We start from the raw sequence: 14,306 nt of genomic DNA, 5'->3' as shown, positions 1-14,306 counted from the left end.
AGAGAACATGTTGTACGAAGCCGAGCGGCAGCTGCTGGTGGAGAGCATCAACGACATGGCCCGCTGGGGGTTGATCGAGACTACCGGCGGCGGTCTGAGCGTGCGGGCCGACAACGGCGACATCGTCGTCACCGCCACGGGTTCGGCCTTCGCGCGCTGGAAGGTCACACCGCGCGACATGACGGTGATCTCGGCGACCGGCGAGCTGCGGGAACGCACCGGAGGAGTGGCGCCGGTGGGCGCGCTGATCCATATGGCCGCCTACGAGATGTTCCCGGACTGCCGTGCGATCGTGCACGCGCACAGCGCCCACGTGCTCGCGTTCGCCTCGCTGGGCATGGGCATCCCGTCCTGCGTCAACCAGCTGGACACCCTGGGCGAGGTGCCCTGCCTGATCGCCGACGACACCGCGGTCAAGGGCGGGGTGCTCAGCGGCGAGTCGGAGCGACCCGAGGTCAAGCTGCCCGACGGCATCGCCCAGCGGCCGGAGATCGCGGCCGTCGACACCTATCAGCTCATTCCGCAGTTGAAGGAGAAGCTGGGGCCGCGGGCGGACGAACTCAAGCGGCACGGCCTCGCGTGCGTCCTGTACCGCCATGGCGCCTTCACCTTCGCCCGTGGACTGACCGAGGCGGTGGAGAACCTGGCCAGGGTCGAGATGAGCGCGCGGACGGCGGTCTTCCAGGCGATCCTGCGCGGCGGGCTGGCCGGGATCGAACCCAACCTGCTCTTCCCGAAACCGGGACTGGCCGTCGAACAGCAGCTCGCGGATGTCTGACGGCTCCGCCGAGAGCGCGTACTACGCGCAACTCGCCCGGACCAGGGGCGCGGCCGGGGCGGTGCAGCTCGACGGCGCCGGCCGCGTACTCCTGGTCCGGCCCGGGTACAAGCCGGTCTGGGACCTGCCGGGAGGCGTGATCGAGGCCGAGGAGTCCCCGATGACGGCGTGCGTGCGCGAAGTGCGGGAAGAACTGGGCTTCACCCCGGTGCTCGAACGGCTGGTCGGGGTGGTGTGGTTCCCGCCCCGGCCACGCCGGGTGGCCTCCAACCTGTTCGTGTTCGCCGGCCGCCTGCCCGAGACCGCCAGGGCGGCGATCGAGCCGGATCCCGGCGAGATCGCCGAATTCGGCTTCTTCCCGGTGTCGGATCTGCCGGAGGTGGAACCGCACACCGAACGCCGGGTCCGCTCGTGCGTCGAGGGCTATCTCGGCGGTGAAACGGTCTACTACGAAGAATCCACGAAACCGGCCTGGTACGGCGACTCCGGGGAGGCGAAGGAATGAACCCCCGCGCACCGGTCGACACCGTGCTGCTGGACGCCGGGGGTGTACTGATCATGCCCGACGCCGAGGCTGTGCTCCGGAGCCTGCGGGACGCCGGGGCACGGGTCGACCTGGCCCTGATCGACCGCGCCCATTACGCGGCCACCGCGGTGAACGACCGGTTCCCGCCACGGAACCGTTTGTCGTACCTGAAGGCGTTCGCCCGGTCGTGCGGGGTCCAGGGCGACCGGGCGGAGCGGGTGATGGCCGAACTCTCCACCGCCTATGACGGTCCTAAATGGACTCGCGAACTCTCCGGCGCCGCGAAGTCGTTGCGCACGTTGAGTTCGTTGCCGGTCTCACTCGGAGTGGTGTCCAATTCGGTCGGGTTGGTGGCCGAGCAACTGCGGCGGGCGGGCATCTGCCAGGTGGGGCCGGGCGCCGGGACCCCGGTGTCCCTCGTGATCGACTCCGCGGTGGTGGGCGTCGCCAAACCGGATCCCAGGATCTTCCACCTCGCGCTGCGGGAACTGGGTGCCGAGCCGGACCGGACCGTCTACGTCGGTGACACCGCCCGGATCGACGTGGACGGCGCGCTCGCCGCCGGCATCCGTCCTCTGCACCTCGACCCGCATCGTGACTGTCCCGATCCGCCGGGGAGTCACGAACATCTGCGCGGCTTGGGCGACCTGGCCGCGTGGGTGCGCGCTCATGGGCACTGACGACGTCCGCGCGCGGAGCCGCTGGGTGCTGCTCGCGGTGAGCCTGATCGCCTGGGCGGTCGGTGCCACCGCGGTGTTTCAACTCTCCTTGGTGCTGCCCGCTTTGCGTGCCACGACCGGGATGTCGCTGGCACTGGGGGGCGCGCTGGTCGGGGTCGCCAACGGCGGGCTGACCGTGGCCATGCTGGGCTGGGGACTGTTCGCCGACCGCTTCGGTGAACGGTGCGCCATGGCGTGCGGCCTGACCCTGTGTGCTCTGTTCCTCTGCGTGGCCGCGGCCACCGATGGCGTCGCGGCCCTGTTCGCCGTATTCGCCCTCGTCGGGATGACCGCGAGCTCGGTGTACGCGCCGAGCGGGCAGGCCGTGGTGCGGCGGTTCCCCGTCCGGCAGCGGGCCTTGGCCCTCGGTCTGACCCAGACCGCGACACCGCTCAGTTCGGCGGTGGCGGCGGCGATCGTGCCGGGGATCGCGGCCCGCCACGGCCTGGCGGCCGTCTGGCTCGGGATGGCCGGGCTCTGCCTGCTGGCCGCGGTGCTGGTGGTGCTGTTCGGCGGACAGCCGCGGGTGGACGCGACCCCGGCGGACGCGGTGTCCGTCGAGTCAGGGAAGGCGTCGTGGCGACGGATCTACGGGGCCTGCGCGGTGCTGATACTGCCGCAGTCGGCGCTGCTCACGTTCAGCGTCAGCTATCTCGTCGACGATCGGGGCTGGCTACCGGTCCAGGCGGGATGGCTGCTCGGCGGGGCACTCCTGCTCACCGTGCTCACCCGGCCGCTGGTCGGCCACCTCGCGGACCGCCTCGGCGCCCCGATGGGGTTGATGCGGATCTTCGCCTTCGGCAACGCCGTCGTGCTGGCGCTCGTCGTGATCGGCGCGATGACCGGGACCTGGCTGGGCACGGTGATGGTGCTCTTCGCCTGCGTCTCGACGGTCACCGGCTATGGGCTGGCTTCCACGGCCGTCGCCGGATTCGCCGCACGGGCCCGGCTGGGACGGGCGCTGGGAGTGCAGCACACGTTGCAGAGCCTGGTGACCACTCTCGGTCCGGTGGTGCTGAGCGCGGTCATCGGCAGAGCCGGATACGCGAGTGCGTTCGCCGTGATCGCGATCGCTCCGCTCGCCGGCGGGGTGCTGCTGCCGGTGACGGTCGAACGGACAGGTCAGTCCCGCCAGCAGTGTTCGAGTACTTCGGTGGACGGCGCGTCGGCGAGGATGGCCTGGTGGACCCGGCGCAGGTAGGTGGAGGGTTCCACCCCGGTCTGCGAGACCAGATTCCGCCGCGCGTCCAGATACGCGCCCAGCGCCTCGCCTTTGCGCCCGGATCTGTACAGCGCGACCATGTACTGGGACCAGGTGAGTTCCGAGATCGGGGAAGTCGTGACCAGCTCACGCAGTTCACCCACCACCTCCTTGTGCAGCCCCATCCGGAGCCGTGCCTGGACGAGGTCGTTCAGTGCGTCGATCCGGCGTCCTTCCAAGGCGGTGATGGGCGCCACCAGCGCGGGGGTGACGCGGACGTCTTCGAGCGGTTTTCCACGCCACAGAGCCAAAGCGCTGCTCAGACAGTCGGCGGCGAGTTCGTGTTCGGATCGCCGCAGCGCGGCCCGGCCCTGTGTCGCGAGCCTGTCGAAGACGGACAGGTCGAGTTCGTCGGAGCGCACACGCAACAGGTACCCGGGCATCCTCGTGATCAGCCTGTCCCGCCCGGCGTCGCCGGCGGAATCGAGCAGTCGGCGGACACCGGCGACATAGCTGTAGACGTTCGCTGTCGCCGAGCGTGGAGCCGGGCCGTCCCACAGCATTCCGGTGAGCCGGTTCACCGAGACGATATGGTTGGCATTGAGCAGTAATACGCTCAGCAGTGCTCGTTGCTTCGGCGTACCGAGGCCGCTTACCTGGGCTGTCGGGCCGGCTTCGATGGGACCCAGAACACGGAAATCCATTGGTCATGCCCCCCATTGCCCCCGGGATCCGCCCTGGGGATCGGACTGACGACTGCACGTTCACGAAGTGACACTTTTATTAAGAGTGTCACAACGTCGGGATTCGTGCAACGCGCCCGAACTACCGTTTTCAGCCGAATGGGCCTTGACCGCGAGCCGAGCCGCGAGCGGGGGCGCAGTCGGTACTTCCTCGCCGAGCATACCCGGAATCCGGGTTTGGAATGCATTTCCGGAGTGTTCGAAGTGACGTAAGCTGACCATCGGGGCTATTCATTGCGAAATCTTCTTCGCGGAAGGGTGTGTCATGAACTTCGCCGATGAGGAACTCCTGCGGATCCCACCGGATCGGATGGCGGCCGCTTATATGGAATACCGGCGATCCGGATACGAGTTCGTCTATCGCGCGGCCTTGGAGAACGGGGTACTGGGCGAACTCGGGAGCCCGGCGACCGTCGCGCAATTCGCGGCCCGGCACGGGGTCGTACCGGGAAAGACGGTGGTGGCCGAACTGCTTCTCGAAGCGCTGAACAGGTGCGGAGCGGTCCGTCGCGTCGGCGATCGGCCCGCGCGGTTTGCCGCTGTGACCGATTATGTTCCACCGCGATCGATCGACGACGAGCTGATCCGGCTGGCCACCGGAAAATCGAGTTACCGGGAACTCGGGTACAGCGGGAGTTTCGGTCGCGTCGTGGCATCGCTGACCCGTGTGGAAGCACAGGCGCTGTCGGGTTTCGACGCCTCGAACGCCGATCTCTGGGATCAGGGAATGCAGCTCCCGTACTATCGGTACGCGCGATTGCGTGCGGTGCGCACCCTGGTTTCCGCGGGTGCCGACTTGCTCGATCTCGCTTCCGGAACAGGATTGGGGCTGCTGGAACTCGCGCGCCACGCGGTCGGCGGACGCCAGGGCCGGTTCGTCGGGGTGGAGGTCAGTCCCGATTTCGTCCGGGTGTCGGCCGAACGGACCGCCGACACCCCTCGGATCCGCGTCGTCCAAGGGGATCTGGAACAACCCCTCGCGCTTTCCGGGGCGCGGCGTTTCGACGGTGCGATGCTGGTCGGCGCCTATCATTATCTGCGGGATTCGGCGCCGCTGTGGCAGAGCATGGCGCGGCTGGTGCGGGCCGGCGGTGTGGTGTGCCTGGCGATGGCGTATTTCCGCACCGGAAGTTATGACCAGGAACTGGTCGACCTCCGGTACGCGCAAAGAAGTCCGGCCGCGCGTCCGCGCACCCGCGCGCAGGTGATCGCCGAGGCCGGTGCGGCGGGTTTCGAGCTGGAGCGTGAATTCTGGTTCGGTTGTTTCGGCTGGCTCGCCTTCCGCGGGACGGCGGATCAGAACGCGTCGGGCAGCATCTCGCGGCCGAATTCCAGATAGGTCACCCGACCCGCGTCGCGCGCCCGGCGGCAGGCCTCGATCCGCCGGGCGATATGCGGGGCCATCAGTTCCCGGAACCCGAGCGCGTCGACGAACCGGCAGTCCGACAGTTCGTCGGCGGGGAGCCGGATCGCGGGGATCAGCTCGTCCGGGATCCGGCCGTCGAAGACGAACACGTTCGCGTCGTCGCGGCCGTCCCGCGGCGGTATCCAGTCGACCCCGGCGAGCGGGCCGAGCACCGGGGCGATGCCGAGTTCTTCACGCAGTTCCCGCTCGCACGCCGCGAGCGGCGACTCGCCCTCCTCGATGACCCCGCCCGGCAGGCCCCAGCCCCGTTTGTAGGTGGGTTTGACGACGAGAATGCGTCCGCGGTCGTCGAAGAGCATGCCCGCGGACGCACCTCTGGTGCCCGGCCGCGTGCTCAGCGGCTGCTGCCCGAGTACGCGCCGTCCGACCAGGTGGCGCCGGGGTGGTGCACCGCGTCGGGTTTGATCCCGCTGATCCCGCCGTGCAGGGTGGCCTGGAACAACGCCGTCCGGGCGCTGACCTCGATCCGCGTCAGGTTCTCGACAGCCTCGTCCAGGTGACGGGCGAAGACGAAGACACCGTGCCGGTAGACCACGAAGCCGAGGCCGTGCCGGTCCAGTTCGGCGGCACGGGGGCCAAAATGCTCCAGCATCTGCGGGTTCACCGTGAGAACGTAGCCCGCGATCACGTCCGGGCGCGATCCCATGCATTCGGCGACGTCGATGGTCACCCGTCCGGCGAGAACGTCTTCCTTGACCGAGGGATCATCGGAGGAGAAGCAGGGCACCTCGCCCATCGTGTCGAGCTTGTTCGTGCAGGAAGGCACACCGAGCCCGAGCGAGGCGAACGCCAGGCTGTACGGCGCGTGGGAGTGCACGATCGCGTTGCACCCGGGGAATTCCCGGTAGATCGCCAGATGCAGTGGCGCGTCCGGGGGCGCGAGATCCGTGGCGCGTTCGACGATCGCGCCTTCGGGTCCGTAGACCATCAGGTTGCGGGCGGTGATGTCCCACCGGACGAACGCGGAACTCGCGGTGGTGCTGACGATGTTCCCGGTGCCTGCCCGGACGCTGACCGAACCGCCTGCCGGGTCCAGGGTCCCCCAGCGGGTCATGTCGCTGACGGCCCGGATGATGTGGTTGCGTTCGGCTTCGTGACCCATTCTGGTGATCCTTTCGATCTATGCCGTCCGGTCGGGTACCGGCAGCTGCGGGAGGTTCCGGTTCCCCGCGCGAACCTCTCGCGCGAGCCGGGCGTAGGCGAGGAAACAGCGGGTCTGGGAGAACGATCGGGCGTTGAGCCGGGCGCGGCAGCCCAGGGCATCGAGCCTGCTCGCCGTCCATCCGGCGGCTTCGGCCAGCGCGGAGGCGAGTCCGGCGGGATCGTCGGCGGAATAGGCGAGGCCGGTGACGCCCGATATCACGAGTTCGGTGCTGCCGCCTCGATCCGGCACGATCTGCGGGATCCCGGCACCACCCGCTTCGAGCACGGAACGGCCGAAACCTTCGATGTCGCACGCGGCGACGAGGACGTCGGTGGCGGCCAGCCAACGGTGATCCGGGACCTCGCCCCGGAAGCGGATGTCGCGGCCGGGACGGAGCCCGTCGGCAAGTCGCCGCAGCTCCGGTAGCGCCGAACCGGTCCCGTAGATGTCGAGCCGCGTGTGCGCGGCGAGATCGTCCGGCAGCAGTGCGAAAGCCCGGATCACCCTGTCGATCAGTTTCCACGGCTCGGTTCGGGCGACCACCGCGAACCTGCGTGGCGAAGACGGATTCCGTGGTCTCCGGTACAAGCCGAGGTGGACGGCGTTGTGAATGGTGATCGCGTCGACCGGTTTCGCGGCCAGTTCCCGGATGCTGCTCGTCGCGGCCCGGCTGACACCGACCCAGCGGCTCGCGCGGGAGAGCACGTCCCAGTCGAGTTCGCCGGGGAGCCGGGGGACCAGCCGCCGCGACCGGGGATCGACGGTGCGCAGGCGCTGGTCCGCCACCAGGATTCCCCGCAGTACCGAGACGACCGGAACGGCGAACGACTCCGCCGCGACGATGTCGACCATCGCCGTCCGGTGCGCCCCGATGAGCACCGTTCCGGCCGGATCCTCACCGAGTTCGGCGCACAGCGTCCGTTCGTAGGCGTCGTGATCCGCGACCTGCCGGACCCGGACACCTCGCGGAACGGGCGCGGGGGCGCCGGCGCCGTCCCACCAGATGACGACGACCTCGATCCCCAGGAGCGCACGAAGCCCCTGGGCCAGTTCGACTGTCGATCGCTCCGCGCCGCCGGACGCCGTCGTCAGCCAGGTCAGCACCACACGCCGCAAAGGCGCTTGGCTCGCCGGTGATCGCGGAACCCATCGAGTGGCCATTGGGCTCACTCTGCCAACCGGATCCACAGCAGTCCCACGCGAACGCCACAAAGATCCTACAATTCGGCCCCGCGCGAGACCAGCGGAAAGCGGTGTCGATCGCGTCGCCGAAGGCCGGCGGACGGCCGAATCGGCGGCCGTGATCGGCCAGGTCGGGAAACGTCCCGGCGAGCCTCGCCGAGCCCGGTCACCGACCTGCTGCCGACGTCAGCTCTTCCGGCGGTAGAACAGCATGGTCAGCGAGCCGAACACCACGACGGGTTCACCCGCACGATCGCCGCCATCCAGCCAGACATGGTCTCCGGCGTGGTGAAGATGTTGCTGATGAAGCTGAGCGGGAACAGCAACATCATGCTGGTGTTCGTGATCGACTCCGGTTTACGTACCAGCATGCCGAGCGTGGTGAAGATCCAGCCCACGCTGAACACTCACTACCTGACCGGAAACGGCCCGCGCGACACGTCAGTCGAGATCGTCCCGGACCCAGTCCAAGACGGAGGCGTGCGCCGGACGCCAGCCGAGTGCGGCGGAGGCGCGGCCTCGGATCCGGCTGTTGGAGGCGAGAACGTACAAGGTGAGTTCTTCTCCCCAGTGGGCGACGGCGGTGTCGGTGTCCCACGCCTCGGCGGGACCGAGGCCGAACTTCCGGGCGATCGCGGTGGCGATGTCGCGGAACGACGCTTCGCCGTTTTCGACGAAGTAGAACGATCCGGCCGGGGCGTCGGTGAGCGCACGGAGGTAGAGGTCGGTCAGGTCGTCGATATGCACGGTCGACCAGATGTTGCGGCCCTCCCCGACATAACGGGCGACCCCGCTTTCGCGCGCCTGCCTGGCGAGGACGGGGACTTGCAGGCTGTCGCGGGACATGCCCCGGCCGTGCCCGTAGATGAGGGAGTTGCACAGCACCACCGAGCGCACGTCGCGGCTCGCCGCGTCCAGTACGAACCGGTCGAGTGCGACACGGGCGACCTTCTTTTCGATGGGTCTCCAGCCTGAGCCGGGTGCGATGGCCTCCTCGGTGTACACCTCGTCGGCGACGGCGCCGCGCGAGTCGGTGCTGACGACGGTGGACCCGCTGGTGTGCACCAGCGGACGGCCGGTGCCTGCCAGCCCTTCGACGAGTGCCTCGACGGCACCCCGATGATCGCTGCTGGCGGCGTTGACGACGGCGTCGGCCTCGCGGGCGCGCGCGGTCAGCAGTGCGGCGTCGTCGAGCGTGCCGATGACGGGGTTGATGCCGCGCCGCTCCAGCTCGCGAGCCTTGTCCTCGCTACGGACGAGACCGTCGACCCGATGCCCTGAGCGCAGGAGCAGGTCGGCGACCGAACCCCCGATGTAGCCGGTGGTCCCGGTGATGAAGACGCGCATGTGATGTTTTCCGATCCGGTAGGCGTGGGGAGGGGAGCGGCGGCGGCCGTCAGTCCAGCGGCCAGGGCCGGGCGGTGGCGCCGAGCCGGTTCCAGGCGTTGATCACGGTGATGGTCCAGATCAGCTCGCTGAGCTCGACTTCGGTGAACTCGGCGGTCGCCCGGCCGAACACCTCGTCGGTGACCGGGCCGTCGACGAGCCGGGTCGCCGCCTCGGTCAGCTCGAGTGCCGCCCGTTCACGGTCGGTGAAGAACGGTGTCTCGCGCCACACCGGCAGCGCGTACAGCCGCTGCTCGGTCTCACCACCGGTGCGCGCGTCCTTGGTGTGCATGTCGACGCAGTAGGCGCAGCCGTTGAGCTGGGAAGCGCGTGCCCGCACCAGTTCCAGCAGCGCGGGCTCCAGGCTGACCTTGCGGGAGGCCGCGTCGAGCGAGTTGAGCGCGCGGTTGATGTGCGGTGCCAGCTTGTCGACGGGGAGTCGTACGGCGTTCATGGTTCTCTCTTTCGTTGAGGTGTCAGCGGTTCGCGGGGGTCGACGGCTGGTCGACGATGGTGACCTCGCCGTCGCGGAAGGTGCGGTACGGAACTCCTTCGCGGTCGTAGCGCTCGACGACGCGCTCGATGGGCTCGCTCTCGGGGATCGGCGAGCGGTAGTGGGGGACGAAGGCGTAGTCCAAGAGACCGAGCCCTTCCCGGATCGCCTGCCTGCCGTAGGCGGTGACGGTGTCCGCGGGGTCGTCGACGAGTTCGAGGCCGTGCAGGCTGGGCGACAGGACGCAGGCACCCGCGCTCCAGCCCGCGTAGACGACAGCGTCGCGCCGCAGCAGGCCGGGCAGGATCCCGTCGGCGCCGCTGAGGGCCATCGCCAGCCGTAGGACGAACGGGTTGCCGCCGTGGACCCAGACGACCCCGAAACCGGCCAGATGCTCCGCGAGTCCTTGCGAGGCATCGAAATGGTCTCGTAAGTCCACTTCGGACACCGAGTAGCCGCGGTCGCGAAGCAGCGCGACTTCACGGCCGGTGGCCTGCCGTCGCGCCGTGCCGGGGAGGGCGTCCAGCGCGTTGCCGATGACGGCCGCGGTCCGGACGTCGCCGACGAGGCCGTCCAGAAGTTCGGGGGCATCCCCGAGTTTCCAGGAGGAAAGGAATAGACGCATGGGTCTGCTTTCGTGAGGAGGCAAGGGTCAGGCGGAGACGGTGAGGACGATCTTTCCGGCGGTATGGCCCGCTTCGCCGATTTCGTGGGCCTTGGCCGCCTGCGCCAACGGCAAGACGGTGTCGACGCGGACCCGCAGCCGCCCGGCTCCGGCGAGGGCGGCGATCTCCCGCATCCCCGACCGGTCGGCTTCGGTGATCATGAAGACGGAACGGAGTCCGAGAGACCGGGCCTCGTCCGCCAGCTTCGCCTCGGCGGGTGAGGCGAGCGAGACGACGACGCCACCCTGGCCCAAGGTCCGCAGGGAGCGGGGTCCGTAGTCGCCGCCGATGGTGTCGAGCACGACGTCCATGGAGCGGGCGGCGGTGGTGAAATCGGTTCGGGTGTAGTCGATGACCTCGTCGGCGCCGAGGCTTTTCACGAAGTCGTGGTTGGCGGTGCGAGCGGTGCCGAAGACCTGGGCGCCGCGCGCCTTGGCGATCTGGACGGCCAGATGCCCGACGCCGCCCGCCGCGGCGTGGATCAGCACGCGGCTGCCTTGCCGGATGCCGGCCGTGTCGACCAGGGCCTGCCACGCGGTGAGCGCGGCCAGGGGGAGCGCGGCGGCCTCCACCGGGGAAAGTCCGGCCGGTGTGGCAGCGAGGTGCCGCGCCGGGGAGGTCACGTACTCGGCGTAGGTCCCCGCGGGCGCGGGCTGGCGCGGTACGCCGAAGACCTCGTCGCCGGGCCGGAACAGGGTCACCCCCGGCCCGACGGCCTCGACCACGCCGGACACGTCCCAGCCCAGCCGGATCGGGACGTCGCCCGCCAGCCCGCCGGTGGCCCGGTGCCACCAATCGGTCGGGTTGACCCCGGCGGCACGCACCCGCACCAGCACCTCGGCGGGGCCGGGTACCGGGCGCGGCACCTCGACGATCTTCAGCACGTCCGGACCGCCGAACGAATCCTGGCCGATGGCACGCATGAATGAACAGTCCTTGTCGCTCGATGAAGGGAGGCCTGGGATGGCGAAAGCGTCCGCCCGGCAGGGAAAACAGGGGAGGGCTTACTCGCGGCCGATGGGCCGGTAGTCCAGGACCATCGTTCCGGAGCTGAAGGCCGCCGTCGTCGCGAGACGCCAGGAGGTCGAATGGATGCCCGTGGGGAACAGGCGTTTGCCGCTTCCGACGATCACGGGATGCAGCCAGAGTTTCAGTTCGTCGAGAAGGCCGAGTTCGATCAGGGAGTTCACCAGGACACCGCTGGCGTAGACGAGGATGTCGCCGGTGTAGCGCGCCTTGAGCTCGAAGATCTCGGCGGCCAGATCACCTCGCACGACGGTGGTGTTGTTCCACTCGGCGGTTTCCAGGGTGGTCGACACGACGTACTTGGGGAGGGTGTTCATCCGGACGGCGAAGTCGCCGTCGGACTCTTCCATATGCGGCCAGGCGGCGGCCATGCCCTCATAGGTGACGCGGCCAAGCAGCAGTGCGTCGCTGGAGAACAACTGGCCGTAGGCGAACTTGGCGTGCTCGGCGCTGAAGTACGGCCCGGTCCAGGTCGGCTTCTCCATCACCCCGTCCAGCGACAGGTAGACGAGCGAAACAATCTTGCCCACAGAGAGTCCTTGAGTGAGAGTCGGTGACACCAAGTGATGCTGTCTCATTCAGTCTTTAGGGGGCTTGATCCGCCAACAAGGTGACATAGTGCAACAGTCATTAAGGTGGGGTTAACGTCCGGAGGCGCATGTGCTGGAGCGGCTTGAACTGGAAGCGTTCCTGACGCTGGGCGAGGAGTTGCACTTCGGCCGCACCGCCGACCGCCTGCACGTGACCACCGCGCGGATCAGCCAGACGATCAAGAAGCTCGAACGCCAGATCGGGACGCCGCTGTTCGAACGCACCAGCCGTCATGTCGCCCTCACCGAAGCGGGGCAACGGCTGTACGACGATCTGCGCCCCGCCTACGACCTGATCGTGGCAGGGCTCCGGAAGGCGACCGACGCCGCGCGCGGCGTCCACGGTGTGCTGCGGGTCGGCTTCCTCGGCGCCGCCGCGGGACAGCTCATGGTCCAGGCGGCCCAGCTGTTCGACCGGCGTCACCCCGGCTGGCGCGCCCAGTCGCGGGAAGTGCAGATCGTCGACGGCCTTCAGCGGCTGCGCGCGGGCGATACCGACCTGCTGGTCGTGAGCCTGCCGCACGACGAACCCGACATGGTCACCGGCGAGGTCCTGTTCTCCGAGACGAGGGTGCTGGGGGTGTCCGCCCGGCACCCGCTCGCCCGCCGCGACACCATTTCGCTGGAAGACCTCGCCGCGGTCAAAATGCTGCAGGTGGCCGAAGCGTTCCCGGCTTACTGGCGCGCGGATCGCACGCCGGACCACACGCCCGGCGGCGACCCGATCGAACCGGGACCGCATTTCGAAACACTGCAGGAAGCCCTGGCGCTGATCGGCGCGGGGGAAGGCGCTTTCGTGATGGGCGCGCAGGTGTCACGGTTCTACGCGCGGCCCGGCGTCGTGTATCTCCCGATCAGCGACGCGCCGCCCCTGGAGTGGGCGCCGACCTGGCTGCGCACCAACACCGCACCCCAGATCCACGCCTTCAACCAGGCCGCCCAGGACGTCGCCGCCCGGGTCTACCTCGCCATCCGCCACTGACGGGGCGCCGTGCCCACGCCGCGGGCTGGACGGTCTTTTGTCCATGGAGCCGGCGTCCGCTCTCCACCGGGCACTGTCCACTCAGGACATCGATGGGGTGCACGCGTGGCGGACGATCGAGGGGCCAGAAGATTCGCGGCCTGGACTGGAGTGGTTGTCGGTCGCTTTCCCGGGTTCTCACGCGAGAGGGGTGTCGTCCAAGGCTTTCGCGAGGTCGCCGGGGGTGTCGTAGAGGGCGGTGGCGCCGGCTTCGAGGAGTTCGTCGTCTCCGAACCCTCCGGAGCGGACGACGATGGCCGGCATCCCTGCTGCGCGTGCGGCTTTGACGTCCCAGACGGAGTCGCCGATCAGGACGGCGGGCGCGTCGGGTGGTGCGCCGATTTTCCGCAGCGCCACGTGCAGCAGGTCGGGTGCCGGTTTGGAGTTCTCGACGTCGGCGCTGGTGGTCCAGTCGTCGACGATGTCGCGCGCGTCGAGTTTGTCGAGGTAGACGTCGACGTGGCGCTGCTGACCGGAGCTTGCCAGGACGAGCCGATGGCCGCGCTCCTTGATGGCGTGCAGCAGGTCGCGGGCACCGGGCAGCGTTGCCATTTCCTCGAGGAGCTTGTCGGTTTCCTCACCTTGTAGTTCCCGCGCGCGGTCGCCGACCCGTCGTTCCAGGTTCTCCCCGCCGAGGGCGGTGACGAGTTGATCCCCGCCCATGCCGATCAGGCGGTGCAGCCGCCACACCGGGTGGGTCTCGCCGACTCGGCGCAGTGCCCGGGACCAGGCGAGCGCGTGGTGATAGTTGGAGTCGATGAGCGTTCCGTCGATGTCGAGGACGGCGATAGGGGAGTCGGCCACAGTTGATGGCTACCCGCGGTCGTCGTGCTCTAACCGTGACGGTTCGTCGCACGTCGGCGGATTTGTCCGTTCGGCGACCACATCGAACCGTGGGCGAAGGAGTTCTGTGCGACGTCTGCGTCAGTGGTTCGCGGCGGCCTGGTGGGCCGGTGTGGTCGGGGTCGTTCGCCAGCGGAGTCTGTGCGCGTAGTCCTCGTCGCGGCGCTCCTGGGCCAGGGTGGCGAACCGCGCCCGAGCGGCGGCGGGATCGGCGCCGCGCAAGGCCAGCTCGGCGAGATGGTCGACAGGCAGGTGAGCAGGATGCCGTGGTGGGCGAAGTAGACCGCCACGGTGCGGATCCGCTGGGTGTCGGCGGTGTCGAGCCAGACCGCGCCGAGCAGGTTCCACGCCCAGCGGTGCGCTCGCTGACCGGAATCGACCCGGACGACGCAGTTGACGTCGAGCAGCGTCGATCTTCGTGAGCCGGTCAGGAGCAGGGTCCCGTCGTCCCAGACGACCTCGCGGTCGGCGGCGGGCACGAGGGGGGAGCGTCGAATTCCTCTTTCAGTGCAGGGTGTTCTCGACCAGTGCGACGGTGGCGCGGGGGTTGTCGACTTGGAGGA

Annotated in this window: 18 protein-coding genes; 6 read left to right on the top strand and 12 right to left on the bottom strand. The window is 68.9% G+C overall.

The annotated features are described in order from the left end of the window. The first annotated feature begins 7 nt into the window (after positions 1-7). The 4 genes from ACFOSH_RS35625 to ACFOSH_RS35610 are packed head-to-tail and all read left to right on the top strand — an operon-like array spanning position 8 to position 3,224. Positions 8-778: a class II aldolase/adducin family protein gene (locus ACFOSH_RS35625; RefSeq protein WP_378244630.1), complete on the top strand. Its 771-nt coding sequence runs from the start codon at positions 8-10 to the stop codon at positions 776-778. Next, positions 771-1,283, top strand: coding sequence for an NUDIX domain-containing protein (locus ACFOSH_RS35620; protein ID WP_378244628.1), 513 nt, complete (start codon positions 771-773; stop codon positions 1,281-1,283). The genes ACFOSH_RS35625 and ACFOSH_RS35620 overlap by 8 nt, the downstream gene beginning before the upstream one ends. After that, positions 1,280-1,984, top strand: a complete 705-nt coding sequence (locus ACFOSH_RS35615) for an HAD family hydrolase (protein WP_378244626.1) — start codon at positions 1,280-1,282, stop codon at positions 1,982-1,984. Before ACFOSH_RS35620 ends, ACFOSH_RS35615 begins: the two co-directional genes overlap by 4 nt. Then, positions 1,974-3,224 (top strand): MFS transporter, encoded by a 1,251-nt coding sequence (locus tag ACFOSH_RS35610; protein ID WP_378244624.1) that lies wholly within the window; start codon positions 1,974-1,976, stop codon positions 3,222-3,224. The genes ACFOSH_RS35615 and ACFOSH_RS35610 overlap by 11 nt, the downstream gene beginning before the upstream one ends. Here the strand turns inward: ACFOSH_RS35610 and ACFOSH_RS35605 are convergent. Further along, positions 3,146-3,928: an AfsR/SARP family transcriptional regulator gene (locus ACFOSH_RS35605; RefSeq protein ID WP_378244622.1), complete on the bottom strand. Its 783-nt coding sequence runs from the start codon at positions 3,926-3,928 to the stop codon at positions 3,146-3,148. The genes ACFOSH_RS35610 and ACFOSH_RS35605 overlap by 79 nt on opposite strands. Positions 3,929-4,232: 304 nt before the next feature. On the opposite strand from ACFOSH_RS35605, the gene ACFOSH_RS35600 reads away from it, so the two are divergent. Next, positions 4,233-5,306 carry a class I SAM-dependent methyltransferase gene (locus ACFOSH_RS35600; RefSeq protein ID WP_378244620.1) on the top strand — a complete coding sequence of 358 codons (1,074 nt, stop codon included), beginning with the start codon at positions 4,233-4,235 and terminating at the stop codon, positions 5,304-5,306. On the opposite strand, the gene ACFOSH_RS35595 is transcribed toward ACFOSH_RS35600, so the two are convergent. The 9 genes from ACFOSH_RS35595 to ACFOSH_RS35555 form a co-directional block, all read right to left on the bottom strand. Further along, positions 5,264-5,692: an NUDIX domain-containing protein gene (locus ACFOSH_RS35595; protein WP_378244618.1), complete on the bottom strand. Its 429-nt coding sequence runs from the start codon at positions 5,690-5,692 to the stop codon at positions 5,264-5,266. The two genes, ACFOSH_RS35600 and ACFOSH_RS35595, sit on opposite strands and share 43 nt — an antisense overlap. Before the next feature lie 35 nt (positions 5,693-5,727). After that, positions 5,728-6,495: a class II aldolase/adducin family protein gene (locus tag ACFOSH_RS35590; protein WP_378244616.1), complete on the bottom strand. Its 768-nt coding sequence runs from the start codon at positions 6,493-6,495 to the stop codon at positions 5,728-5,730. Between the two features lie 18 nt (positions 6,496-6,513). Then, positions 6,514-7,698 (bottom strand): glycosyltransferase family 4 protein, encoded by a 1,185-nt coding sequence (locus ACFOSH_RS35585; RefSeq protein WP_378244614.1) that lies wholly within the window; start codon positions 7,696-7,698, stop codon positions 6,514-6,516. 236 nt (positions 7,699-7,934) lie between these two features. Further along, positions 7,935-8,117 carry a hypothetical protein gene (locus ACFOSH_RS35580; protein ID WP_378244612.1) on the bottom strand — a complete coding sequence of 61 codons (183 nt, stop codon included), beginning with the start codon at positions 8,115-8,117 and terminating at the stop codon, positions 7,935-7,937. Between the two features lie 43 nt (positions 8,118-8,160). Further along, positions 8,161-9,066, bottom strand: coding sequence for an NAD-dependent epimerase/dehydratase family protein (locus tag ACFOSH_RS35575; RefSeq protein ID WP_378244610.1), 906 nt, complete (start codon positions 9,064-9,066; stop codon positions 8,161-8,163). 49 nt (positions 9,067-9,115) lie between these two features. Beyond that, positions 9,116-9,559, bottom strand: a complete 444-nt coding sequence (locus ACFOSH_RS35570; RefSeq protein WP_378244608.1) for a carboxymuconolactone decarboxylase family protein — start codon at positions 9,557-9,559, stop codon at positions 9,116-9,118. Between the two features lie 22 nt (positions 9,560-9,581). Then, entirely contained in the window at positions 9,582-10,223 is a 642-nt protein-coding gene (locus ACFOSH_RS35565) for a Type 1 glutamine amidotransferase-like domain-containing protein (RefSeq protein ID WP_378244606.1), read from the bottom strand. 27 nt (positions 10,224-10,250) lie between these two features. Further along, complete coding sequence (locus tag ACFOSH_RS35560) at positions 10,251-11,186, bottom strand: NADP-dependent oxidoreductase (protein ID WP_378244604.1); 936 nt, start codon at positions 11,184-11,186, stop codon at positions 10,251-10,253. Positions 11,187-11,267: 81 nt separating this feature from the next. Next, positions 11,268-11,819: a dihydrofolate reductase family protein gene (locus ACFOSH_RS35555; protein ID WP_378244602.1), complete on the bottom strand. Its 552-nt coding sequence runs from the start codon at positions 11,817-11,819 to the stop codon at positions 11,268-11,270. Positions 11,820-11,949: 130 nt separating this feature from the next. Between ACFOSH_RS35555 and ACFOSH_RS35550 the strand changes: the two genes are divergently transcribed. Further along, positions 11,950-12,861 (top strand): LysR family transcriptional regulator, encoded by a 912-nt coding sequence (locus ACFOSH_RS35550; RefSeq protein WP_378244600.1) that lies wholly within the window; start codon positions 11,950-11,952, stop codon positions 12,859-12,861. Between the two features lie 177 nt (positions 12,862-13,038). Here the strand turns inward: ACFOSH_RS35550 and ACFOSH_RS35545 are convergent, their stop codons facing one another. Both ACFOSH_RS35545 and ACFOSH_RS35540 read right to left on the bottom strand, forming a co-directional pair. Next, the gene (locus ACFOSH_RS35545) at positions 13,039-13,704 is read right to left on the bottom strand and encodes an HAD family hydrolase (protein ID WP_378244598.1); all 666 of its coding nucleotides are present in this window, start codon (positions 13,702-13,704) and stop codon (positions 13,039-13,041) included. Between the two features lie 29 nt (positions 13,705-13,733). Beyond that, entirely contained in the window at positions 13,734-14,222 is a 489-nt protein-coding gene (locus tag ACFOSH_RS35540) for a hypothetical protein (RefSeq protein ID WP_378244596.1), read from the bottom strand. Between the last annotated feature and the right edge of the window lie 84 nt (positions 14,223-14,306).

This window comes from Amycolatopsis speibonae (genome assembly GCF_042647925.1).
GTDB classification, from domain to species: domain Bacteria; phylum Actinomycetota; class Actinomycetes; order Mycobacteriales; family Pseudonocardiaceae; genus Amycolatopsis; species Amycolatopsis speibonae.
The sequence above is the reverse complement of the archived record's forward strand: the minus strand, read 5'-3'. Positions and strand labels throughout refer to the sequence as shown.

What these genes read in the sequence shown, in the direction of transcription:
- ACFOSH_RS35625 (WP_378244630.1), top strand. Translation starts at nt 8, where the DNA reads ATGTTGTACGAAGCCGAGCGGCAGCTGCTGGTGGAGAGCATCAACGAC.
- ACFOSH_RS35620 (WP_378244628.1), top strand. Translation starts at nt 771, where the DNA reads ATGTCTGACGGCTCCGCCGAGAGCGCGTACTACGCGCAACTCGCCCGG.
- ACFOSH_RS35615 (WP_378244626.1), top strand. Translation starts at nt 1,280, where the DNA reads ATGAACCCCCGCGCACCGGTCGACACCGTGCTGCTGGACGCCGGGGGT.
- ACFOSH_RS35610 (WP_378244624.1), top strand. Translation starts at nt 1,974, where the DNA reads ATGGGCACTGACGACGTCCGCGCGCGGAGCCGCTGGGTGCTGCTCGCG.
- ACFOSH_RS35605 (WP_378244622.1), bottom strand. Translation starts at nt 3,928, where the DNA reads ATGGATTTCCGTGTTCTGGGTCCCATCGAAGCCGGCCCGACAGCCCAG.
- ACFOSH_RS35600 (WP_378244620.1), top strand. Translation starts at nt 4,233, where the DNA reads ATGAACTTCGCCGATGAGGAACTCCTGCGGATCCCACCGGATCGGATG.
- ACFOSH_RS35595 (WP_378244618.1), bottom strand. Translation starts at nt 5,692, where the DNA reads ATGCTCTTCGACGACCGCGGACGCATTCTCGTCGTCAAACCCACCTAC.
- ACFOSH_RS35590 (WP_378244616.1), bottom strand. Translation starts at nt 6,495, where the DNA reads ATGGGTCACGAAGCCGAACGCAACCACATCATCCGGGCCGTCAGCGAC.
- ACFOSH_RS35585 (WP_378244614.1), bottom strand. Translation starts at nt 7,698, where the DNA reads ATGGCCACTCGATGGGTTCCGCGATCACCGGCGAGCCAAGCGCCTTTG.
- ACFOSH_RS35575 (WP_378244610.1), bottom strand. Translation starts at nt 9,066, where the DNA reads ATGCGCGTCTTCATCACCGGGACCACCGGCTACATCGGGGGTTCGGTC.
- ACFOSH_RS35570 (WP_378244608.1), bottom strand. Translation starts at nt 9,559, where the DNA reads ATGAACGCCGTACGACTCCCCGTCGACAAGCTGGCACCGCACATCAAC.
- ACFOSH_RS35565 (WP_378244606.1), bottom strand. Translation starts at nt 10,223, where the DNA reads ATGCGTCTATTCCTTTCCTCCTGGAAACTCGGGGATGCCCCCGAACTT.
- ACFOSH_RS35560 (WP_378244604.1), bottom strand. Translation starts at nt 11,186, where the DNA reads ATGCGTGCCATCGGCCAGGATTCGTTCGGCGGTCCGGACGTGCTGAAG.